A 21486-nucleotide genomic window follows, 5' to 3' on the forward strand; every position below is an offset into this window, starting at 1 on the left:
CTACAACTTTGTCGGCGCACCTAGCAGAGCAAGCTTGGGCGCGCAAACGACCTTTGGGCGGTCGCCCCCGGCGGTCGGCGTGCAATCGACATGCCCTTTGCGCCGCCGCCCCGATCGTCTATCGCGGGGCTCGAATTTGTTCCCCGCCCCTGCGGGCAGGGACCGTAGAGATCTAGGCCCGGGCGTCCGATGCTCCAGTCCATTCGCAGTGCCAGCCAGCATTGGCTCGGCAAGGTCGTGCTGTCGGTGATCTTCACCTTCCTGATCGCGGGCGTCGCGATCTTCGGTGTGGAGGAGTTTTTCCGCGGCGGATCGACCACGGCGGTCGCCACCGTCGGCAAGACGCCGATCTCGGCCGAGGAAGTTCGCACCGCCTACCAGAACCAGCTCCAGCGCTATCAGGCGCAGCTCAAGCGGACGCTGACGCCGGACCAGGCGCGGGCGATGGGCCTGGAACGCCAGGTGCTGGCGCAACTCATCACCGAGGCGGCGCTCGACCAGAAGACCACGGATCTCGGACTCGCGGTCTCCGACGCGACGGTGCTGCGGGCGATCCAGGACGAGCCGAGCTTCAAGAATGCCAATGGCAGCTTCGACCGGGTGCTGTTCTTTCAGACGCTCCAGCGGGCGGGCCTGAACGAGGCGATGTTCGTGCGCGAGCAGCGCTCGGTCATCGCCCGCCTGCAACTGGCCGATGCGATCGTCGCCGAAATGCCGGTGCCCCAGGCGATCCGCGAGGCGGTGCATCGCTACTCGACCGAGCGCCGCGACGCCGCCGTGCTGACGCTGGCGCCCTCCGCCGCGGGCGAGATCCCGGCCCCGACCGACGAAGAGCTCAACGCCTACTACGAGAACAACAAGGCCTCGTTCCGCGCCCCCGAGTACCGCAGCCTCAACCTGCTGGTGCTCGACCCCGCCGCGCTGGCGAAGCCCGACGAGGTGTCCGACGACGAGGCGCGCAAGGTTTACGAGGCCAATCCCGGCCGGTTCGGCAAGCCGGAGCGGCGTACGATCCAGCAGATCAGCTTCCCCGACGACGCGGCTGCAGCGGAGGCGCGGACCAAGATCGAGAGCGGCGAGACGCCGTTCGAGACCGTGGCCGCCGACCGTGGCCTCGACCCGAAGCAGCTCGATCTCGGCACGATGACGAAGGCCGAGCTGTTCGATCCGGCGGTGGGCAACGCCGCTTTCGCTCTGGAACAGGGCAAGGTGAGCGAGCCGGTGAAGGGCCGCTTCGGCACCGTGCTCCTGCGTGTCACAGCCATCGAGCCGGGCTCGGTCAAGCCGTTCGACGAGGTCAAGGACGAGATCCGCAAGGAGATCGCGCTGAAGCGCGTGCGTGACGGCGGCTTCGACAAGGCGCAGGATGCCATCGAGGATGCCCGCGCCTCCGCCAAGCCGCTCGCCGAAATCGCCGGGGACCAGGGCCTGACGCTGCTAAGCATTCCGGCGGTGGATGCGCAGGGCAACGACCCCTCCGGCCAGCCGGTCGCCGGCATTCCGGACAAGGAGACCACGCTGCCGGCCGCCTTCCGCGCCGATGTCGGCAACGACACCGAGGTGCTGCGCACCAAGACCGGGGGCGCGATCTGGTACGACGTCGTCAAGATCGACCCTTCGCACGAGAAGCCGCTGGTGGAGGTCCGCGACGAGGTCGTGAAGGGCTGGACCGCGGCCGAGATCGAGAAGCGCCTCGTGGCCAAGTCGAAGGAGCTGACCGAGCGCCTCGACAAGGGTGAGGCCATCGAGACCGTGGCACAGGAGGCGGGCGTGCCGCTGAAGACGATCACCGAGATCGGCCGCAACCAAGCGAAGGACGACCTCTCGACCGAGATCGTCGAGCGCATCTTCACCACCCCGGTGGGCAAGGCAGCCTCGGCGCCCGCCGGCGAGGGACGCGCGGTGTTCAAGGTGACGGCCGCCACGATGCCGGCTTTCGTGCCGGGCACGCCGAGCGACGGGCAACTCGTGACCTCGCTGCGCACGGCGCTCGCCGACGACGTGCTCGGCGAGTTCATCGCCGAGGTGCAGAAGAGCGCCGGCGTCAACGTGAACCAGACCGCCCTGCGGCGGGCGCTCGGCGGCGAGTACTGAGAGGCCCCCGATGACCGAGCCTGCGCACGAGGCCGTAGCGCGCGCCTACGAGGCCGGACGGGCAAGCCTGCTCGGCCTCACCCTGGTGGCCGATCTGGAGACGCCGGTCGCGGCCTTCCTCAAGCTGAAGGCGGTCCATGCCGGCCCCGGCTTCCTGCTCGAATCGGTCGAGGGCGGCGCGGTGCGCGGGCGCTACTCGATGATCGGGCTCGACCCCGACCTGATCTGGCGCTGCCGCGACGGGCGCACCGAGATCGCCCGCGACGCGGGCCTCGCGGAGTTCGTGGCCGACGAGCGGGCGCCGCTCGCCTCGCTGCGTGCGCTGATCGCCGAGAGCGCCGTGGGCGACGACGCCGAAAGCGCCGCGCTGCCGCCGATGGCCGCCGGCCTGTTCGGCTATCTCGGCTACGACATGGTCCGCGCCATGGAGCGGCTGCCGGAGCCGAACCCCGATCCGCTCGGCGTGCCGGATGCGATCCTGATGCGCCCGCGCGTGATGGTGGTGTTCGACGCGGTGGCCGACGCGCTCACCGTCGTCACCCCCGTGCGTCCAACCGACGGTGTGAGCGCCCGCGCCGCGCTGGAAGCCGCGCAGGCCCGGCTCGACCGGGTGGCGGAAGCCCTCGAAGGCCCGCTGCCGGTCGAGGCGCGCCTCGACGTCTCGAGCCTTCCCCTGCCCTCTCCGGTCTCGAACACCGAGCCGGACGCGTTCCTCGGCATGGTGGCCAAGGCCAAGGAGTACATCGTCGCGGGCGACATCTTCCAAGTGGTGCTGTCGCAGCGCTTCGAGGCGCCGTTCACCCTGCCCGCCCTTGCACTCTACCGCTCTCTTCGCCGCACCAACCCGGCGCCGTTCCTGTGCTACCTCGATTTCGAGGCGTTTCAGGTCGTCTGCTCGTCGCCTGAGATCCTCGTGCGGGTGCGCGAGGGCAAGGTGACGATCCGCCCGATCGCCGGCACACGGCGGCGCGGCGCCACACCGGCCGAGGACCGGGCGCTGGCCGACGAACTCCTGGCCGACCCGAAGGAGCGCTCCGAGCACCTGATGCTGCTCGATCTCGGCCGCAACGATGTCGGCCGCGTCTCGAAGATCGGCACCGTCACCGTCACCGACTCGTTCTTCCTCGAATACTATTCCCAGGTCATGCACATCGTCTCGAACGTCGAGGGCGACCTCGACCCCGCTCACGACGCGCTCTCGGCCCTGGCCGCCGGCTTTCCCGCCGGCACCGTCTCGGGCGCGCCGAAGGTGCGGGCGATGGAGATCATCGACGAGCTGGAGCGCGAGAAGCGCGGCCCCTATGGCGGCTGCATCGGCTATTTCGGCGCGCGCGGCGAGATGGACACCTGCATCGTCCTGCGCACGGCCATCGTGAAGGACGGCCGCATGCATGTGCAGGCGGGTGCGGGCATCGTCTACGATTCCGATCCGCACTCCGAGCAGCAGGAATGCGTGAACAAGGCCAAGGCGTTGTTCCGAGCCGCGGAGGATGCGGTGCAGTTCGCGAGCCGGGCCAAGCGCGGGCAATAGTGGCTGCGGCGAAAGCAGGCCTGCGCCCCCGCGCTGCGGCGGGGGCCGTGTCTCGGCAGCCTCAGGCCGCCTTCACGTCCGCGAGGAAGTTCGCGACCGTGCGGCCGAGCCCTTCCGAATCGCGGGCGAGCTGGCGGGCCGCTCCGAGCACCTGCGTCGCCGCCGACCCGGTCTCGCCCGCGCCTTGCCGCATGCCGGAGACGCTGCCGGTGACCTGTTCGGTGCCGCGCGCCGCCTCCTGAACGTTTCGGGCGATCTCGCGGGTCGCAGCCTCCTGCTCCTCCATGGCCGCCGCGATGCTGGTCGAGACCTGTTCGAGGCTGGCGATCTGCCCGCCGATGGCGCGGACGGCGGCGACGGCCGCCTTGGTCGCGTTCTGGATCGCGCCGATCTGGGCGGAGACCTCCTCCGTCGCCTGTCCGGTTCGGGCCGCAAGGTCCTTCACCTCGGTGGCGACGACCGCGAAGCCGCGGCCGGCGGCGCCGGCGCGGGCCGCCTCGATCGTGGCGTTGAGCGCCAGCAGGTTGGTCTGACCGGCGATGCCCGAGATCATGGCCACCACCGCGCCGACGCGTTCGGCCGTTTCGCTCAAGGCGTGAATGGTCGCGTCGGTCTCGGCGACACGCTCGACCGCTGCCCCGATCAGGCTGATGGAGTGGGCGACCTGGGCGGTGATCTCGGCGATCGAGGCCGACAATTCCTCCGTGGAGGCGGCGACGGTCTGGACGTTGGCCGCGGTCTGCGTCGCGGTCGAGGACACCGCCATCGCCTGCGTGGTCGTCTGGTCGGCGATTCCGCTCATGGAGCGGGCGGTCACCTCCATGTCGGCGGCGGCCGTGTTGAGGCCGCTGGTCATCCGGGTGGCATCGGTCTCGAAGGCGCGGGTCACCGCGTCGAGCCGCTCGGCGCGCACCATCTTGGCCGCGGTCTCACGGCTCTGTTCGGCCTCGAGCCGTTGCCGGGCCAGCGCGCTGTCCTTGAACACCGTGAGCGCCCGGTTGAGGGCACCGATTTCGTCGCGCCGCGCCACGTCATCCACGGGCGTGGCGAGGTCGCCGGCGGCGAGCCGCTCGGTCGCCCGAATGGCCCGGCGGATCGGGCGTGCGATGCCGAACACGGTGATCAGGCCCGCCAGCGAGGCCAGCACCCCGACACCCGTGATGGCCCCGATGATGAGGCGCGTCGTGGTCGCGCGGCCTTCCTCCTTGACCGCGCGGATCGTGGCCTCGGTGGTGGCCGCGTTCACGCTGAGGTGGGACGACAGGCGCTCCTCGAGGCGCTGGCGCGCGGCCCGCCCCTCGCTGTTGGAGATGGCAATTGCCCCCTTCAGGTCGCCCTGCAGAGCGCGCTCGATGCTCCTGTCGACCGCCTGCAGATAGGCGCTCACGACGCTCCGGGTCTCCGTGTAACGCTTGTGCAGCTCGCTCGTCTCGGCCGCCGCGAGGATCATGTCGATCTGCCGAAAAATCTCCGCCCGGCTCGCTTCCAGAAGCGCCTTCGTCTTCGTCACCTCGGCCGGATCGGTGGCGATGATGATGCTCTTCTCGTGGATCGTCACGTCCTTGGCCGCGCGATCGAAGTCGCTGACCGCGATACGGCGCCGAAGGGTGTAGTCGGTGAGCCGCGTCACCCGTTCGAGCGTCCCGTCGATGCCGGATTTGGCCGTGACCACGAGGCCGGAACTCAGGCAGATCAGAAGGCCGATCGGGATCGCGAGCTTCAGGGGCAACTTGAGATCGTTAAGTAGGCGCACGAGGTCTTTCCGATCATGACGTGAGATTATTATTCATCCAAACAAATGATGGGATCCGAGTTTTAAGATGCGGTTTCTCTCCCGAGCTCTTTTCTTTGAATACTCAGTTTGTGAAGCGCGCTCTTGCTCCACTCCCGGGAATGGGTTTCCCCGACTCCGGCCACGTCGATCCCGTGGAGCGCGGGACCGGGTCCGCGGTGCGCTCCGGGAACCCGTTGACCCCGGCTCGATCAGGGGTCACATCGGCCGGGTCACTCCGCAAAGCCGGCGGCCATGTCCAACGTCCTCGTCATCGACAATTACGATTCCTTCACCTGGAATCTCGTCCACCTGATCGGCCCGCTCTGCGGTCGGATCGACGTGGTGCGCAACGATCAGATCGATGTCGCCGGCATCCGTGCGCGGGCGCCCGACGCGCTTGTGCTCTCGCCGGGGCCGTGCACCCCGAACGAGGCCGGCATCTGCCTCGATGCGGTGCGGGAACTGGGCTCCGAGATCCCGATCTTCGGCGTGTGTCTTGGGCTCCAGACCATCGGGCAGGCCTATGGCGGTGACGTGGTGCGTGCGCCCTCCCCCATGCACGGCAAGGTCTCCACCATCCGTCACGAGGCGAAGGGTGTGTTCCGCGGCATCAACGAGGGTTTCGCCGCCACGCGCTACCACTCGCTGGTGGTCGACCGTGCAAGCTGCCCGCAGGATCTCGCGGTGACGGCAGAGGCCGACGGGCTCATAATGGGGCTCCAGCACCTGGAACTGCCGGTCCACGGCGTGCAGTTCCATCCCGAGAGCATCCTCTCGAACCACGGCACGCAGATCTTACGCAACTTCCTCGACATCGCCGCGGCGTGGCGCAAGGAGTCGGCCGCCCGAGCGTGACAAGCCCGGCCTCGGCGTGCATTGACGGGGCACACCCTATTCCCTCTCCCTTTCGCGGGTGAAGGTGCCTCGCGGATGAGAGGCGGAAGGGGAGCGAGGCGTTCCGAATTACGCGGAGCCCTCCCCTCGCCCGACCCGGCTCGCGGGCCACCCTCGTCCGCGAAGGTGAGAGGGCTTCCAGCGGATGATCACGGACCCATGGAGTCCTTCAAAACCCATCTCGCGACCGTCGCGGCCGGCGCCTCGCTGAGCCGCGAGCAGGCCCGCGCCGCCTTCGATGACCTGCTCTCGGGCGAGGTCACGCCGATCCAGGCGGGCGCCTTCCTCACCGCCCTCTCCGTGCGCGGCGAGAGCGAGGAGGAGATCGTCGGCGCGGTCTCGGCGATGCGCGCGCGGATGCTGCCGGTGGCCGCACCCGCGGGCGCCATCGACATCGTCGGCACCGGGGGGGACCATTCGGGCAGCTACAACGTCTCGACGCTGGCCGCGATTCTCACCGCCGCCTGCGGCGTGCCCGTGGCCAAGCACGGCAACCGCGCCGCCACCTCGCGCTCCGGCGCCGCCGACGTACTGGCGGCCCTCGGCGTCAAGATCGGCTTGCCCCCCGAGGCCCTGGCGCGCTGCCTGTCAGAGGCGGGGCTCTGCTTCATGTTCGCGCAGACGCATCACGGCGCCATGCGCCATGTCGCGCCGGTGCGCACAGAGCTGCCGTTCCGCACCATCTTCAACATGCTCGGGCCGCTCTCAAATCCGGCCGGGGTCACCGCGCAGGTGTTCGGCGTCTCGCGCCCGGCCTGGGCCGAGCCGCTGACGCGGGTGCTGGCCACGCTCGGCAGCCAGCGGGTCTGGACCGTGCACGGCTCCGACGGGCTCGACGAGATCACCACCACCGGCCCCACCGCCGTGGTGGCGCTGGAGGCTGGCGCGCTGACGCACTTCACCCTCGATCCGCGCGAGGTCGGCCTGCCGCTCGCGACCCTGGACGACCTGCGCGGGGGCGACCCCGAGCACAACGCCGCCGCGCTCGGCGCCGTGCTGGAGGGCGCCCGCAACGCCTACCGCGACATCGCCGTGCTGAACGCCGGCGCCGGCCTCGTGGTGGCGGGGGCCGCCGGCACGCTCGCCGAAGGCGTCGCGCGGGCGCAAGGCGCGATCGATTCCGGCGCGGCGCGGGGCACGCTGGCGCGCCTCGTCGCCGTGTCCAATGCGTGATAGACGGCTTCGAACGGTTCTAAGGACAACCCGATGGACGATATCGTCGCCGACGTGACCGCCGGGCCCGCCCCGGAACGGGCGAGCGTGCTGGCGCGGATCGAGGCCTACAAGCGCCGCGAGATCGCCGAGGCGAAGCTGCGCGTGCCGCTGGCCAAGCTGGAAAAGCAGGTCGCCAAGGCCGAGCCGCCGCGCGGCTTCGCCGACGCCATCGCCCGGCATATCGCGGAAGGCCGTCCCGCCCTGATTGCCGAGATCAAGAAGGCCTCGCCCTCCAAGGGGCTGATCCGCGCCGATTTCGACCCGAAGACGCTGGCCAAGGCCTACGCCAAGGGCGGCGCCACCTGCCTGTCGGTGCTGACCGACACGCCGTCCTTCCAGGGGGCGCCGGACTTCCTGATCGAGGCGCGCGCGGCCTGCGGCCTGCCGGTTCTGCGAAAAGACTTCATGTTCGAGCCGTATCAGGTCTACGAGGCTCGCGCCTGGGGCGCCGATTGCGTCCTCGTCATCATGGCCTGCCTCGATGACGCGGAGGCCGCCGACATCACCGAGACCGCGCATGATCTCGGCATGGATGTGCTGGTCGAGGTCCACGACGCGCAGGAGCTGGAGCGGGCCCTGCCGCTCGGCACCCGTCTGGTCGGCGTCAACAACCGCAACCTCAAGACCTTCGAGGTGTCGTTCGAGACGGCGATCACCCTGAAGCCCGGCATCCCCGCCAATCGGATCGCGGTGGCCGAGAGCGGCATTGGTGGACATGCCGACGTGCTGCGGCTGAAGCAGCACGGGCTCGATACCATCCTCGTCGGCGAGAGCCTGATGCGGCAGGACGACGTGACTGCGGCGACACGGTCCCTGCTGTTCGGGGATCGGGACCGGTGAGCGGCGCCACCCTCACCCATATCGACCGGACCGGCGCGGCCAACATGGTCGATGTCTCGGACAAGGCCGCGACGTCGCGCACGGCCGTGGCCGAGGGCGTGGTGGTGATGCAGCCCGAGACCCTGGCGCTGATCCGCGAGGGCGACGCCAAGAAGGGCGACGTCATCGGCACCGCCCGGCTCGCCGGCATCATGGCCGCCAAGCGAACGCACGAGCTGATCCCGCTCTGCCACCCGCTGCTGATCACCAAGGTGCGGCTCACCTGCGAGCCCGACGACGCCCTTCCCGGCCTGCGCCTGACTGCGGAGGTGAAGGTGCAGGGCCAGACCGGCGTCGAAATGGAGGCGCTGACCGCCGTCTCGGTCGCTTGCCTGACGGTCTACGACATGGTGAAGGCCGCCGACCGCGGCATGCGCATCGAGGGCATCCGCCTCCTGTCGAAGGAGGGCGGCAAGTCCGGCGCATGGAACGCCGGCTCATGAGCCTGCTCTCGGTTGCTGAGGCGCTCGCAAAGATCCTCGCCGCCATCCCCGGCCCGGTCGCGGTGGAGGATATCCCCATCGCGCAGGGCGCCGGCCGCACCCTGGCCGCCGACCTGACCGCCCGGCGGACCCAGCCGCCCTTCCCGGCCTCCGCCATGGACGGCTACGCCGTGCGCGCCGCCGACGTGGCGACCGTGCCGGCGCGCCTGCGCCTGATCGGCACCAGCGCGGCCGGCCACGGATTTTCCGGGACATTGGCCGCGGGCGAGGCCGTCCGCATCTTCACCGGCGCACCGGTTCCCGAAGGCGCCGATGCGATCCTGATCCAAGAGAACGCCGAGGCCGAGGGCGAGACCGTCACCGCCCGCGAGCCGGTGGCGGCGGGCCGCTTCCTGCGCCGCGCCGGCCTCGATTTCCGCGAGGGCGAGACGCTGGTGCGGGCCGGCGAGGTCCTCGACGCGCGCCGCCTCGCCCTGGCGGCCAGCGCCGGCCATGCCGTGTTGCCCGTGCGGCGCAAGCCCAGGGTCGCCGTCCTCGCGACCGGTGACGAATTGGTGCGGCCGGGCGAGCCGGCGGCGTGGGACCAGATCGTCGCCTCGAACGGTCTCGCGCTCGGAGCGCTGAGCCTGGAGGCCGGCGCGGAGGTCATCGAGCTCGGCATCGTCACGGACGAGCTCGGCGCCTTGCGCGAGGCGGTCGGCCGTGCGCGGTCGGCCGAGGCCGATCTTCTGGTGACGCTTGGTGGCGCCTCGGTCGGCGATCACGACCTCGTCCAGGCGGCGCTCGGTGCCGAGGGGCTGGAACTCGGCTTCTGGCGGGTGGCGCTCCGCCCCGGCAAGCCGCTGATGCACGGGCGGCTCGGGCCCATGGCGGTGATCGGCCTGCCGGGCAATCCCGTCTCCTCGATCGTCTGCGGCCTCCTCTTCGTGGTGCCGGCGATCCGCGCGCTCCTCGGCGATCCCCGCGCGGGCGAGGACCGCAGCGAGCCGGCGCTTCTCGGCCGCGACATGCCGGAGAACGACGCCCGCCAGGACTATCTGCGCGCCCGCCTCGATACGGCGCCGGACCGGTTGCCGGTCGTCCACCCCGAGGCCCGCCAGGATTCCTCGATGCTCTCGGTGCTCGGCACCAGCGAGGCCCTGCTGGTCCGTCCGCCGCATGCGAGCCCCGCCAAGACGGGCGACCCGTGCCGCATCATCCGGCTGGATCGGCGGATCGTCTGAGTTGCCATCGCGGCCGGTGCCGCTGGTTGTGGCCCCAACGGCGCAAAAGTCTTGCATCCGCCTGATTTTCTGCCGAAGAGGGCGGCCTTCACCGGCAAAAGGCACGGGACCGTGCGGCGGACGCCGCCGGGCAAGCATGGGCGGGGAGCGTTGGGACCGATGAGTGAGACGCGGGAGCTGGGTTCGGCCGATATCCAGAAAGTGCTGGAACTACTGCCCCACCGCTATCCCTTCCTGATGATCGACCGCATCATCGAGATCGACCGGGACGAGAGCTGCATCGGCATCAAGAACGTCACGGCGAACGAGCCGCAATTTACCGGGCACTTCCCCGGCCTGCCGGTCTTCCCCGGCGTGCTGCTGATCGAAGGCATGGCCCAGACCGCGGGCGCGATCTGCTGCCGCCACATCATGAATGACGACCTGAAGACCAAGCAGGTCTTCTTCATGACCATCGACAAGTGCAAGTTCCGCAAGCCCGTCGTGCCCGGTGACCAAGTGCGCTTCCACATGACGAAGATGAACCAGCGCAAGACCATGTGGTGGTTCCGCGGCGAGGCCCGCGTCGACGGCGCGCTCGTCGCCCAGGCCGAGATCGGTGCCATGCTGGTGACGGAGTGAACGCAGTGCGGGACGGGATCCATCCGAGCAGCGTCGTCGAGGACGGCGCCCGGCTCGGGGACGGCGTGCGGATCGGCCCGTTCTGCCATATCGGGCCCGACGTCGTGCTGGGGGATGGCTGCGAACTCGTCAGCCACGTCGTGGTCGCCGGCCGGACCACGGTGGGCGCGCGCACTCGGATCTATCCCTTCGCTTCGATTGGCCATCCGCCGCAGGATCTGAAGTTCCGCGGCGAGCCCTCGACGTTGGCGGTCGGCTCCGATTGCCTGATCCGCGAAGGCGTGACGATGAACCCCGGCACCGCCGGCGGCGGTCTGGAAACGGTGGTCGGCAACGGCTGCGCGTTTCTCGCCAACAGCCATGTCGGCCACGATTGCCGGGTCGGCGACCACGTCATCTTTTCCAACAACGTCATGCTCGCCGGCCATTGCACGGTCGGCAACTACGCCATCCTCGGGGGCGGTGCGGCGGTGATCCAGTTCGCCCGCGTCGGCGATCACGCCTTCGTCGGCGGCCTCTCGGGGTTGGAGAACGACTGCATTCCCTACGGCATGGTGCTCGGCAACCGCGCCTACCTCTCCGGGCTCAACATCATCGGCCTGCAACGCCGCGGTTTTTCGCGCGAGGACATCCACGCCCTGCGCCGGGCCTATCGGCTGCTCTTCGCCCAGGAGGGCACGCTGATGGAGCGCGTCGAGGACGTGGCCGCCGAGTTCGATACCCATCCGGCGATCCACGAAATCCTCTCCTTCATCCGCGCGGGCGGTAAGCGCTCGATCTGCACGCCCCGCCCCGTCTCCGCGGCGGCCTGAGGCGGCCCGCCGTGATCGATCCGGCCCGACCCCTCGCCCTGGTGGCCGGCGCGGGCCACCTGCCGGAACTCGTCGCGGCCTCCCTCGATCGGGCGCGGCGGCCGTTCCGGATCCTGGCCGTGCGCGGTTTCACCGAGCGGGCGATGCGGCGGCGCGCGGACGCGGTGGTCGATCTCCTCGATATCCCCGGCACCCTGCGCATCCTGAGGGAGTGGGCCCCCGCCGCCGTGGTACCGGCCGGCGGCGTCACCCGCCCGAGCCCGGCCGCCCTGCTCAACGCGGCGCATGCGGTGCGCAACCGCGATATCCTGAAAAGCCTGGCCGGCGGTGACGACCGGCTCCTGCGGGCCGTGCTCTCGCTGCTCGAGGAGAACGGGCACCGTGTGCTCGGCGTTCACGAGGTCGCGCCCGACTTGCTCGGCCGGCTCGGCCGGCTCGGCCAGGTGGAACCGGATTCCGACGCGACCCTCTCGATCGCCACGGGCCGTGCCATGCTCGGCGCCCTGAGCCCGTTCGATGTGGGTCAGGCGGCCGTGGTGGCGGGCGAGCGCGTCATCGCCGTCGAGGGACCCGAGGGCACGGACCGCATGCTCGCCCGCGCCCGTGCGCTCAACCGCAAGCCGTTCGGCCGCGGTACGCCTGCGAAGGGGACGGTGCTCGTCAAGCTACCGAAGCTCGGCCAGGATCTGCGGATCGATCTGCCGGCCATCGGCCCGCGCACCGTGCGCCGTGCCGCGGAGGCCGGCTGCGCCGGCATCGCCATCGGCGCCGGCCATACCCTGGTGATCGACGGTGCGGCGACGGTCGCGGCCGCGGATGCGGCAGGCCTGTTCCTGATCGGCGTGGAGGTCGCCCCGTGACGCATCGGCGGATCTGGCTCGTGGTGGGCGAGGATTCCGGCGACCAGCTCGGCGCCAAGCTGATCCGGGCGCTGCGGGCGTTGTCGCCGGCGCCCCTGACGCTCGGCGGCGTCGGCGGGGAGGCGATGGAGGCGGAGGGCTTCCGCTCGCTCTTCCCCATCGATGATGTGGCGGTGATGGGTTACCTCCCCGTGCTCGCCCGCGCCCGCACCCTGCTGCGGCGCATCCGCGAGACGGTGGACGACGTCGTGGCGGGCCGGCCCGACGTGCTCGTCATCATCGACAGCCCCGGCTTCACCCACGCGGTCGCGACCCGCGTGCGCAAGCGCCTGCCGGATCTGCCGATCGTCGACTACGTCTCGCCGAGCGTCTGGGCGTGGCGGCCCTGGCGGGCCAAGGGCATGGTGCCCTTCATCGACCACGTGCTCGCCCTCCTCCCCTTCGAACCGGAGGCGCATCGCCGCCTCGGCGGGCCGCCCTGCTCGTATGTCGGCCACCCGCTGATCGAGCGTCTGACCGAGCTGCGCCCCTCCCCCGACGAGACCGCGATCCGCGAGGGACGTCCACCTCTCCTCGCCGTGCTGCCGGGCTCGCGCCGCTCGGAGATCGAGCGGCTGATGCCGGTCTTCGGGCGGGCGATCGCCGAACTCAGCCAGCGGGTCGGCCCGTTCGAGATCGAACTGCCGGCGGTGAGCCGTCACCGCGCCCTGATCGAACGGCTCGCCGCCGCCTGGGAGCGGCATCCGCGGATCGTCCACGGGGAGGCCGACAAATACGCGACCTTCCGCCGGGCGCGGGCCGCGCTCGCGGCCTCCGGCACCGTGACGCTCGAACTCGCGCTCGCCGGCGTGCCGATGGTGGTGGCCTACAAGGTGTCGCGGGTCGAGGAGGTCATCGCCCGGCGGCTCATCCAAGTGCCGACGATCGTGCTGCCGAACCTCATCCTGTCCGAGAACGCCATGCCGGAATTCGTGCAGGCCGATTGCACACCGGAGCGGCTGGCCGGGACGCTGGCGCCGCTTCTCGCGGGCGGCCCCGCCCGCCGGACGCAGCTCGACGCGCTGGCCCGCATCGACGGCCGGATGCGGCTGCCCGGCGACGAGGAACCGAGCCGGGCGGCGGCCCGGATCGTTTTGGAGGCACGGCGGGCGGCATGAGCGAGGAAGCGACGACACCGAGAATCGCGATCTACGTCGATGCCGACGCCTGCCCGGTGAAGGACGAGGTGTACCGCGTCGCCGGGCGCTACGGCCTTCACGTCTTCGTCGTCTCGAACAGCTTCCTGAACCTGCCGCGCGAGCCCTGGATCGAGCGGGTCGTCGTCGGGGACAAGTTCGATGCGGCCGATGACTGGATCGCCGAGCGGGCGAGCCGTGGCGCCATCGTGATCACGGCCGACGTGCCGCTCGCGAGCCGCTGCGTGAAGGCGGGCGCCGTCGCGCTCGCGCCGAACGGCAAAACCTTCACGGAATCGTCGGTCGGTCTCGCGCTCGCGACCCGCAACCTGATGCAGGATTTGCGGGAGGCCGGCGCGATCACCGGCGGTCCGAGGCCGTTCTCACCGAAGGACCGCTCGGCCTTTCTCGGTGCTCTGGATCGCGTGGTCATGCGCCTGAAGCGCGATCTCAAGCTCTGACATCGTGCGCCTCCGGACCGCTGGGTCCGGAGGCGCCCTTGAGTGTCTCTCACAAACCTCCCGCTCCGCCGTCCTCGTCAGAGGGAGAACGGTCAGAGATCGGGAGTTTTGCGAGGCACTCTCAGCTCAGCTCCGCTGGCCGATCGGCGTGTAGTCGCGGCGATCCGGGCCGATATAGAGCTGGCGCGGGCGACCGATCTTCTGGGACGGATCCTCGATCATCTCGGCCCATTGCGCGATCCAGCCGACGGTGCGGGCCAGCGCGAACAGCACCGTGAACATCGAGGTCGGGAAGCCGAGCGCCTTGAGGGTGATGCCCGAGTAGAAGTCGATGTTCGGGTAGAGCTTCTTCTCGATGAAGTACTCGTCCTCGAGGGCGATCTTCTCGAGCTGGACGGCGACCTCCAGCAGATCGTCCTTGATCCCGAGTTCGTTCAGAACCTCGTGGGTGGTCTTCTGCATGATGCGCGCACGCGGGTCGTAGTTCTTGTAGACCCGGTGGCCGAAGCCCATCAGGCGGAAGGGATCGTTCTTGTCCTTCGCCTTGGCGACGTATTTCTGCACGTTCTCGGGATGCCCGATCTCCATGAGCATCTTAAGCGCCGCCTCGTTGGCGCCGCCATGGGCCGGTCCCCACAGGCAGGCGATGCCGGCGGCGATGCAGGCGAACGGGTTGGCGCCCGAGGAACCGGCGAGACGCACCGTCGAGGTCGAGGCGTTCTGCTCGTGGTCGGCGTGCAGGATGAAGATCTTGTCCAGCGCGCGGGCATAGATCGGGTTGACGACGTATTCTTCGCACGGAACGGCAAAGCACATCCGCAGGAAGTTCGAGGTGTAATCGAGGTCGTTCTTCGGATACACGAAGGGCTGGCCGATCGTGTACTTGTAGGCCATCGCCGCCAGCGTCGGCATCTTCGCGATCATGCGCAGCGAGGCGATCATCCGCTGCTGCTCGTCCGAGATGTCGGTCGAGTCGTGGTAGAAGGCCGAGAGCGCGCCGACGCAGGCCACCATCACCGCCATCGGGTGGGCGTCGCGGCGGAAACCCTGGAAGAAGCGGTTCATCTGGTCGTGCACCATGGTGTGGCGCGTGACCCGGTAATCGAAATCCGCCTTCTGGGCCGAGCTGGGCAGCTCGCCGAACAGCATCAGGTAGGCGGTCTCGAGGAAGTCGCCGTTCTCGGCGAGTTGCTCGATCGGGTAGCCGCGATAGAGCAGCACGCCCTCGTCGCCGTCGATATAGGTGATCTTCGATTCGCAGGAGGCGGTCGAGGTGAAGCCCGGATCGAAGGTGAACTTGCCGGTCTGGGCGTAGAGCTTCCCGATATCGACCACGTCGGGGCCGATCGTTCCGGTCTTGATGGGCAGTTCGACGTTTTTGTCGCCCACGATGATGGTGCTGGCGGAAGCGCTCATGGGATCGCGGACCCTTTCTCGCGACGGGAACAGCACTGGAGCGGAAGACAAGGCCTCCCGCTCCGTTGTGGCGCCGCAGCAGAGCACTGCGCCCGCTCACTGAAGCACCGGGTTAGCGGATCGGTCGGCGCCCAGCAACGGTGGGCTGCTCCCGGTCTCTTCGCATATGCGAAAAACAGGCTGGATCTGTCACCCCACGAACGGGATGAAATCCTATCCGACCCGTTCTCCCTCGCAGTTCTCGATAATTCTGAACGCTCTGCAAGAGCGGAGATGACGCTGAAACACGCGCCCAGGCAAGACTTTCCGGCCCTCGACCGGACGATGTGCCGCTGTCGGAAAGTGGGCTGTCATTTGCGCTAGATTGTCATTTTAGGCGTCGCAAGGCTCAGGCGGATGCGGACACCGCGATGCGGTGCACCAGCATCGGCCGATGCACCAGATGCTCTGCGTCGGGATCCGTCGCGTGGACGGTTCAGGCCGGCAGGCGATCCCGGAGGCGGGCGAGCGCTTCGTCGCGGCCGAGCACGGCCAGGACGTCGAAGACCGGCGGCGAGGTGGCACGCCCCGTGAGCGCCGCCCGCAGGGGCTGGGCGACTTGGCCGAGCTTGACCCCCTGACTGTCGGCGAACTGTCGCACCGCAGCCTCCGTCGTCGCCGCGTTCCAGTCCGGGAGCGCTTCGAGCGCCGGCAGGAGTGCCCGCAGCCGCTCGGGCGCTTCGCCCGCGAGCAGGGCTTCGGCCTTGGCGTCGAGGGCGAGCGGCCGGGCGGCGTAGAGGTAGTAGGCGCTGTCGAGGAGTTCGACGAGCGTCTTGGCGCGCTCCTTCAGGCCCGGCATCGCCGCCACGAGCTTCTCACGCAGGGCGGGCTCGAGCTTGGTCGGCAGACCGCGCTCGGGGCCGCGGGCGGGCAGGATCGCCTCGATCGCATCCACCAGCGCCGCATCGTCGCTACCGCGGATGTAGAGCCCGTTGAGGCTTTCCAGCTTCGTGAAGTCGAACCGCGCCGCCGAGCGGCCGATCGCCTTCAGGTCGAAGGCGGCGATCATCTCCTCGGTGGAGAACACTTCCTGATCGCCGTGGCTCCAGCCGAGCCGCACGAGGTAGTTGCGCAGCGCCGCCGGCAGGTAGCCGCGGTCGCGGTACTCCTCGACGCCGAGCGCACCGTGGCGCTTCGACAGCTTGGCGCCGTCCGCCCCGTGAATGAGCGGGATATGCGCCATGGCCGGCACGTCCCAGCCCAGCGCCCGGTAGATCTGGCTCTGGCGCGCGGCGTTGGTGAGGTGGTCGTCGCCGCGGATCACCTGCGTGACGCCCATGTCGTGGTCGTCCACCACGACGGCGAGCATGTAGGTCGGCGTGCCGTCGGAGCGCAGCAGCACGAGATCGTCGAGGTCGCGGTTGGCCCAGGTCACGCGGCCCTGCACGGCATCCTCGACCACGGTCTCGCCATCGCTGGGGGCCCGCAGGCGGATCACCGGCTTCACGCCGGCGGGCGCCTCGGACGGGTCGCGGTCGCGCCAGCGGCCGTCATAGCGCGGGGCGCGGCCCTCGGCGCGGGCGGTCTCGCGCATTTGCGCCAGCTCCTCGGCGCTGGCGTAGCAATGGTAGGCGTTGCCCGAGGCGAGCAGGCTCTCGGCGACCTCGCGGTGCCGTTCGGCGCGGGCGAACTGATAGATCACCTCCCCGTCCCAATCGAGGCCGAGCCAGCGCATCCCATCGAGGATCGCGTCGATCGCCCCTTGCGTCGATCGCTCCCGATCGGTGTCCTCGATGCGCAGCAGCATCCGCCCGCCGAAATGTCGGGCGTAGAGCCAATTGAACAGAGCCGTACGCGCTCCCCCGATATGCAGGAAGCCCGTGGGTGAAGGCGCAAAGCGCGTGACGACCGGTGACGACATCGGCGGCTGGGAGGCTTCTTCAAAAAGTGCGGGATGGCGCGCGTACGGCTGCGGCCGGTCTCGGCGGGCGTGTAGCACGAGCGAGCCGATGCGTTAAGAATTCGTCATGGTTGCCCAGCGCGCGGGCAACGCAGGTCTCCGAGCGCGGCGGGGCATAGGCAAGGCACATGGCAGGGGGCGGCGGCAGGGCGATGCGCGGGGCCGTTCCGGCCCTCCTCGCCGGTCGCCTCCCCGCCCCTGCACAGCTCTGGCAGGCCGCGCGCGACGGCTTGCGCGGCAGCGTCGCCCGCGAGGCCGAGCAGCGGCGGCTGTTCCCCTGGCTCGCCGTCGCCTTCGGGGCCGGCATTCTCGTCTTCTTCACGGCGACCGATGGAGAGCCTTCCCTCGCCGCGCCGCTGATCGCGGCGGGGCTCTGCCTTTCGGTGACGCCGCTGCTGCGGGCGCGCCCGGTGGCGCTCGCGCTGATGCTCGGCCTCGCCGCGGCCTTCCTCGGCTTCGCGGCGGGCGTCTGGCGGGTCGCCTCCGTCGCGGGACCGGTGCTGACCCGCGTCACCATCGCGCCGCTCGTCGGCCTCGTCGAAGGGCTCGATGAGCGTGAGGGCGGTGCGCGGCTGATCGTGCGCGTCGAGCGTTTCGGCGATCTCGATGCGGAAAGCCGCCCGCGCCGGGTACGGGTCTCCTACCGCGCCGCGCAGGCGGTGCGGCCGGGTGACGCCATCCGCGCCACCGCCCGCCTCTTGCCACCGCCGGAATCGGTGCGGCCGGGCGGCTACGACTTTGCGCGCGACGCTTACTTTCGCGGGATCGGCGCCGTGGGCTCGCTGGTCGGCAAGGTCGAGGTCGGGCCCCCGGCCGAGCCTCTGGCCCTGTCGCTGCGGTTGACCGCCGCCATCGACGCGGCGCGCAATGCCTTCACCCGCCGCATCACCGATGCGATCGGCGGACAGGCCGGCGCGGTGGCGGCGGCCCTCGTCACGGGAAAGCGGGGACTGATCTCCAACGAGACCAACGACGTGCTGCGCGCGGCGGGGATTTATCACGTCGTCTCGATCTCCGGGCTCCACATGGTGCTCGCGGCGGGCGTCGTGTTCTGGCTGGTGCGGGCCGGGCTCGCGCTGGTGCCGGCGCTGGCCCTCGCCTGGCCCATCAAGAAGATCGCGGCGGGTACGGCGATGCTGGGCGTGACCGCCTACTGCGCCTTCTCGGGCTGGGACGTCGCGGCCGAGCGGGCGCTGATCATGACGCTGGTGATGCTCGGCGCGATCCTCGTCGATCGCCCGGCGCTCAGCCTGCGTAATCTCGCCCTCGCGGCGATCCTGGCGCTCGCCCGCGAGCCGGAAGCGCTGCTGGGTCCGAGTTTCCAGATGTCGTTCGGCGCGGTCGCCGGCCTCATCGCCTGTGCGCCGCTCATCGATGGGCGGGTTTTCCGAACCGACAGCGCATCCCGGATCGCGCGATCCGCCTCCTGGGTGGCGAAGGCGGTGGTCGGAACGCTTGCCACGACGCTGGTCGCGCAACTCGCCACCGCGCCGTTCGCGACCTATCACTTCCAGACCGTGCAACCCTTCGGCCTCGTCGGCAACGCGCTGACCCTGCCGCTCGTCTCACTCGCGGTCATGCCCGCGGCGGTGCTTGGAATGCTGGCCTATCCCTTTGCCCTCGACCGTCCGGTCTGGTGGCTGATGGGGCTCGCGGTGCGCGGCATGCTCGACATCTCCGCCTGGATCGCCGGGTTCGGGCAGGCCAACGTCGTGCTGCCTGCCTTCGGAACGGGCGCCCTGATGCTGCTCGCCGCCGCCCTGCTGCTGGCGACACTTCCCGTGTCGCGGCTGCGTTTCCTCGCCCTCATGCCGGCGGGGCTCGGTGTTGCCCTCGCCGCGAGCCCGATCCGCTACGACATCTATATCGATCGGGACGGGGCCGGTGCCGCGGTCCGCGGCAAGGACGGGCGTCTCGTGGTCCTTGGGCGCCCGCCCGGCTTCGTGCTCGAACAATGGTTGAAGGCCGACGGCGATGGGCGCCGTCCGGACGCCGCGATCGGTGCTGCCGGACCGCGCTGCGACCGGATCGGTTGCACCCTCACCGCGGTCGACGGGCGCGCCGTCGCTCTTGTCATGGACAAGCGTGCCTTCGCGGAGGATTGCGCCCGGGCCGACATCCTCATCACCCGACTGCGTGCCCCGCCGGGCTGCGCCGCGCCGCTGATCGCCGACCGGGCTTTTCTGGCGGTGCGGGGTGCCACGGCGATCCGTCTCGGAACGTCAGGGCCTGAAATCGTCACTGCCCGCGGGGCCGATCAGCCGAAGCCCTGGCAGCCCCGGCCTGCCAGCGTGACGACGCCGGCAACCGGGTCGGGCCCCCAACCTCCCAACGATGCCAGTGCGGCGGATCCATCAGACCCTCCGCCCTCCGAGAACCCTCAGTAACGGCGCACGAGGCTCACGAGCTTGCCCTGGATGCGCACCCGGTCGGGCCCGAGCACGCGGGTCTCGTAGGCCGGGTTGGCGGCTTCCAGTGCGATCGACGAGCCGCGGCGGCGCAGTCGCTTGAGGGTCGCCTCCTCGTCGTCGATCAGCGCGACGATGATGTCGCCATTGTTGGCGGTGTCCTGTTTGTGGATCACCACGAGGTCGCCATCGAGAATGCCGGCCTCGATCATCGAATCGCCGCGGACTTCCAGCGCATAATGCTCTCCGCCCGACAGGAAGTCGGGGGACATCGAAATCGAGTGGCTCTGGCTCTCGATCGCCGAGATCGGCACACCGGCAGCGATCCGGCCCATTACCGGCACCATCACCGATTGGCCCTTGCCGTCATGGGCCTGAAGCATGGCAGGCTTCGGCGTGGCGGGCTTGGCCGAAAGGCCGCCCTCGACCACGCTCGGGGTGAAGCGCCGCGGCTCGGACGATGCGGGCTTGGCCGCCGGCATGTCGGGCATGCGCAGGATCTCGATTGCCCGGGCCCGGTTCGGCAGACGGCGGAGAAAGCCGCGCTCCTCCAGTGCCATGATCAGGCGGTGGATGCCGGACTTGGATTTCAGGTCGAGCGCGTCCTTCATCTCGTCGAAGGACGGCGGCACACCGCTCTCCTGCATCCTCTGCTGGATGAACTGGAGCAGTTCGAGTTGCTTGCGGGTCAGCATGCGGCACCTGCTGTCGACCGCGGGCCGAAGGCGCCGCAGAATCGTTGAAAACAAAGCACGAACAGCCTAGACGTTCCTCTCCTGTTCCGCAAGCATCCCCCGGGAAGCGGCAGGGGCGGCGGAGCTGTCGCCCCGCCGCCTCTCGTGTCGTGCCGTGCAACCGGATCAGGCCGGGATCACATCCACGATCTCGTAGGTGTCGGGGTCGATGATGACGATGTCGTCCCCGACGAGAATGAACTGCAGGCCGCGATAGGCCGGCACGACCGTGAGGATCGCCGGCGGCAGCGGGTGCAGCGAGACCGAACGCGGGATCGCCGTGCCGACGCGGACGGCGAAGTTGACGTTCGGGACAGCGCGGACGCTGGAGCGGCTGATCGACTGGCGGAACTCGGTGCGCTGTGTCGAGTTCAGGTTCTTCGAAGCGCCCCGCGCCTCGGCGGCAGACCCGCGACCGCCTCGCTCGCCAGCGGCGCCGCGTTCACCCGCCGCATCCCGCCCGCCACGCTCGCCCGGCCCGTCTCGGCCGTCCCGTCCACCGCGCTCGCCTGCGCCGCTGCGGTCGGGCTGCGCCGACTCGCGGTTGCCGCGCTCGCCCGGCTGCTCGGCGCGAGCCGGGCCGCCCTCGCGCCCGCCACGGGTGCCCGGCTCTCCCCCCTCGCCGCCGCGTGCCGCACCGCCGGCCGCTCCGCCGCTCTCGCTGCCACGGGCAGCGCCGCCGACATCGGCGCCGCCACGGGCACCGCCTGCGCCGCCGGCCTCGCCCGCGCCGCCCCGTGCTCCACCGGCTGCTCCGCCGCCCGCACCGCCCGCGCCGCCGGCTGCTCCGCCCGCGCCTCCGCCCGCACCGCCAGCGCCCGTACCGGCACCCCCGCCCCCAGCACCGCCGGCGCCGCCGCCTTGTGCGAGTGCGGTCGCCGCGCCCAGCATCAGGATCGCCGCAGTCGCCGTACTGCGAAAGAACTTCGTCATGTTCCGTCCCCGTCTTTTCTCGGACACCGACCTGGCGCCGAATACGGGGACGCAACGGCAAGCGTCGGAAAACC

Annotated in this window: 18 protein-coding genes; 13 read left to right on the forward strand and 5 right to left on the reverse strand. The window is 70.1% G+C overall.

Going from position 1 to position 21486, the window contains the following annotated elements:
* Positions 1–189 precede the first annotated feature (189 nt).
* Both Y590_RS23125 and trpE read left to right on the forward strand, forming a co-directional pair.
* Complete coding sequence (locus tag Y590_RS23125) at positions 190–2094, forward strand: peptidylprolyl isomerase (protein ID WP_060771914.1); 1905 nt, start codon at positions 190–192, stop codon at positions 2092–2094.
* 10 nt (positions 2095–2104) lie between these two features.
* Positions 2105–3625: an anthranilate synthase component I gene (gene trpE / locus Y590_RS23130; protein ID WP_060771915.1), complete on the forward strand. Its 1521-nt coding sequence runs from the start codon at positions 2105–2107 to the stop codon at positions 3623–3625.
* 61 nt (positions 3626–3686) lie between these two features.
* Here trpE and Y590_RS23135 read toward each other — a convergent pair whose 3' ends face one another.
* Positions 3687–5378: a methyl-accepting chemotaxis protein gene (locus Y590_RS23135; protein WP_060771916.1), complete on the reverse strand. Its 1692-nt coding sequence runs from the start codon at positions 5376–5378 to the stop codon at positions 3687–3689.
* A 273-nt stretch (positions 5379–5651) separates the two neighbouring features.
* Between Y590_RS23135 and Y590_RS23140 the strand changes: the two genes are divergently transcribed.
* From Y590_RS23140 to Y590_RS23185, 10 genes are all read left to right on the forward strand, one after another.
* Positions 5652–6254: an anthranilate synthase component II gene (locus Y590_RS23140; protein ID WP_060771917.1), complete on the forward strand. Its 603-nt coding sequence runs from the start codon at positions 5652–5654 to the stop codon at positions 6252–6254.
* 198 nt (positions 6255–6452) lie between these two features.
* Entirely contained in the window at positions 6453–7466 is a 1014-nt protein-coding gene (gene trpD, locus Y590_RS23145; RefSeq protein ID WP_060771918.1) for an anthranilate phosphoribosyltransferase, read from the forward strand.
* A gap of 33 nt (positions 7467–7499) precedes the next feature.
* A complete protein-coding gene (trpC, locus tag Y590_RS23150; RefSeq protein WP_060771919.1) occupies positions 7500–8348 on the forward strand; it encodes an indole-3-glycerol phosphate synthase TrpC in 849 nt (282 codons plus the stop codon).
* Positions 8345–8830: a cyclic pyranopterin monophosphate synthase MoaC gene (gene moaC, locus Y590_RS23155; RefSeq protein WP_060771920.1), complete on the forward strand. Its 486-nt coding sequence runs from the start codon at positions 8345–8347 to the stop codon at positions 8828–8830. Before trpC ends, moaC begins: the two co-directional genes overlap by 4 nt.
* The gene (locus tag Y590_RS23160) at positions 8827–10053 is read left to right on the forward strand and encodes a molybdopterin molybdotransferase MoeA (RefSeq protein WP_060772428.1); all 1227 of its coding nucleotides are present in this window, start codon (positions 8827–8829) and stop codon (positions 10051–10053) included. The genes moaC and Y590_RS23160 overlap by 4 nt, the downstream gene beginning before the upstream one ends.
* A 159-nt stretch (positions 10054–10212) precedes the next feature.
* The gene (gene fabZ / locus Y590_RS23165) at positions 10213–10674 is read left to right on the forward strand and encodes a 3-hydroxyacyl-ACP dehydratase FabZ (RefSeq protein WP_003603892.1); all 462 of its coding nucleotides are present in this window, start codon (positions 10213–10215) and stop codon (positions 10672–10674) included.
* Positions 10675–10679: 5 nt separating this feature from the next.
* A complete protein-coding gene (gene lpxA, locus Y590_RS23170) occupies positions 10680–11486 on the forward strand; it encodes an acyl-ACP--UDP-N-acetylglucosamine O-acyltransferase (RefSeq protein WP_060772429.1) in 807 nt (268 codons plus the stop codon).
* 11 nt (positions 11487–11497) lie between these two features.
* Positions 11498–12346 carry an LpxI family protein gene (locus Y590_RS23175; protein WP_060771921.1) on the forward strand — a complete coding sequence of 283 codons (849 nt, stop codon included), beginning with the start codon at positions 11498–11500 and terminating at the stop codon, positions 12344–12346.
* Positions 12343–13503, forward strand: coding sequence for a lipid-A-disaccharide synthase (gene lpxB / locus Y590_RS23180; RefSeq protein ID WP_060771922.1), 1161 nt, complete (start codon positions 12343–12345; stop codon positions 13501–13503). Before Y590_RS23175 ends, lpxB begins: the two co-directional genes overlap by 4 nt.
* Entirely contained in the window at positions 13500–13982 is a 483-nt protein-coding gene (locus Y590_RS23185) for a YaiI/YqxD family protein (protein WP_060771923.1), read from the forward strand. Before lpxB ends, Y590_RS23185 begins: the two co-directional genes overlap by 4 nt.
* 126 nt (positions 13983–14108) lie before the next feature.
* On the opposite strand, the gene gltA is transcribed toward Y590_RS23185, so the two are convergent.
* Entirely contained in the window at positions 14109–15398 is a 1290-nt protein-coding gene (gene gltA, locus Y590_RS23190; protein ID WP_060771924.1) for a citrate synthase, read from the reverse strand.
* A 475-nt stretch (positions 15399–15873) separates the two neighbouring features.
* A complete protein-coding gene (gene gltX / locus Y590_RS23195; RefSeq protein WP_060771925.1) occupies positions 15874–17298 on the reverse strand; it encodes a glutamate--tRNA ligase in 1425 nt (474 codons plus the stop codon).
* Positions 17299–17465: 167 nt separating this feature from the next.
* Between gltX and Y590_RS23200 the strand changes: the two genes are divergently transcribed.
* Complete coding sequence (locus Y590_RS23200) at positions 17466–19724, forward strand: ComEC/Rec2 family competence protein (protein ID WP_060771926.1); 2259 nt, start codon at positions 17466–17468, stop codon at positions 19722–19724.
* On the opposite strand, the gene lexA is transcribed toward Y590_RS23200, so the two are convergent.
* Together lexA and Y590_RS23210 are read right to left on the reverse strand one after the other, a co-directional pair.
* A complete protein-coding gene (gene lexA / locus Y590_RS23205) occupies positions 19718–20440 on the reverse strand; it encodes a transcriptional repressor LexA (protein ID WP_060771927.1) in 723 nt (240 codons plus the stop codon). The genes Y590_RS23200 and lexA overlap by 7 nt on opposite strands.
* Positions 20441–20605: 165 nt before the next feature.
* On the reverse strand, positions 20606–21412 hold the full coding sequence (locus Y590_RS23210; protein ID WP_060771928.1) for a DUF1236 domain-containing protein: 807 nt from the start codon (positions 21410–21412) through the stop codon (positions 20606–20608).
* Between the last annotated feature and the right edge of the window lie 74 nt (positions 21413–21486).

This window comes from Methylobacterium sp. AMS5, assembly GCF_001542815.1.
Classification (GTDB): Bacteria; Pseudomonadota; Alphaproteobacteria; order Rhizobiales; family Beijerinckiaceae; genus Methylobacterium.

Excerpts from the sequence above, each read along its gene's own strand:
- Y590_RS23125 (WP_060771914.1), top strand. The coding sequence starts at position 190 with ATGCTCCAGTCCATTCGCAGTGCCAGCCAGCATTGGCTCGGCAAGGTC.
- trpE (WP_060771915.1), top strand. The coding sequence starts at position 2,105 with ATGACCGAGCCTGCGCACGAGGCCGTAGCGCGCGCCTACGAGGCCGGA.
- Y590_RS23140 (WP_060771917.1), top strand. The coding sequence starts at position 5,652 with ATGTCCAACGTCCTCGTCATCGACAATTACGATTCCTTCACCTGGAAT.
- trpD (WP_060771918.1), top strand. The coding sequence starts at position 6,453 with ATGGAGTCCTTCAAAACCCATCTCGCGACCGTCGCGGCCGGCGCCTCG.
- trpC (WP_060771919.1), top strand. The coding sequence starts at position 7,500 with ATGGACGATATCGTCGCCGACGTGACCGCCGGGCCCGCCCCGGAACGG.
- Y590_RS23160 (WP_060772428.1), top strand. The coding sequence starts at position 8,827 with ATGAGCCTGCTCTCGGTTGCTGAGGCGCTCGCAAAGATCCTCGCCGCC.
- fabZ (WP_003603892.1), top strand. The coding sequence starts at position 10,213 with ATGAGTGAGACGCGGGAGCTGGGTTCGGCCGATATCCAGAAAGTGCTG.
- Y590_RS23185 (WP_060771923.1), top strand. The coding sequence starts at position 13,500 with ATGAGCGAGGAAGCGACGACACCGAGAATCGCGATCTACGTCGATGCC.
- gltA (WP_060771924.1), bottom strand. The coding sequence starts at position 15,398 with ATGAGCGCTTCCGCCAGCACCATCATCGTGGGCGACAAAAACGTCGAA.
- gltX (WP_060771925.1), bottom strand. The coding sequence starts at position 17,298 with ATGTCGTCACCGGTCGTCACGCGCTTTGCGCCTTCACCCACGGGCTTC.
- Y590_RS23200 (WP_060771926.1), top strand. The coding sequence starts at position 17,466 with ATGGCAGGGGGCGGCGGCAGGGCGATGCGCGGGGCCGTTCCGGCCCTC.
- lexA (WP_060771927.1), bottom strand. The coding sequence starts at position 20,440 with ATGCTGACCCGCAAGCAACTCGAACTGCTCCAGTTCATCCAGCAGAGG.
- Y590_RS23210 (WP_060771928.1), bottom strand. The coding sequence starts at position 21,412 with ATGACGAAGTTCTTTCGCAGTACGGCGACTGCGGCGATCCTGATGCTG.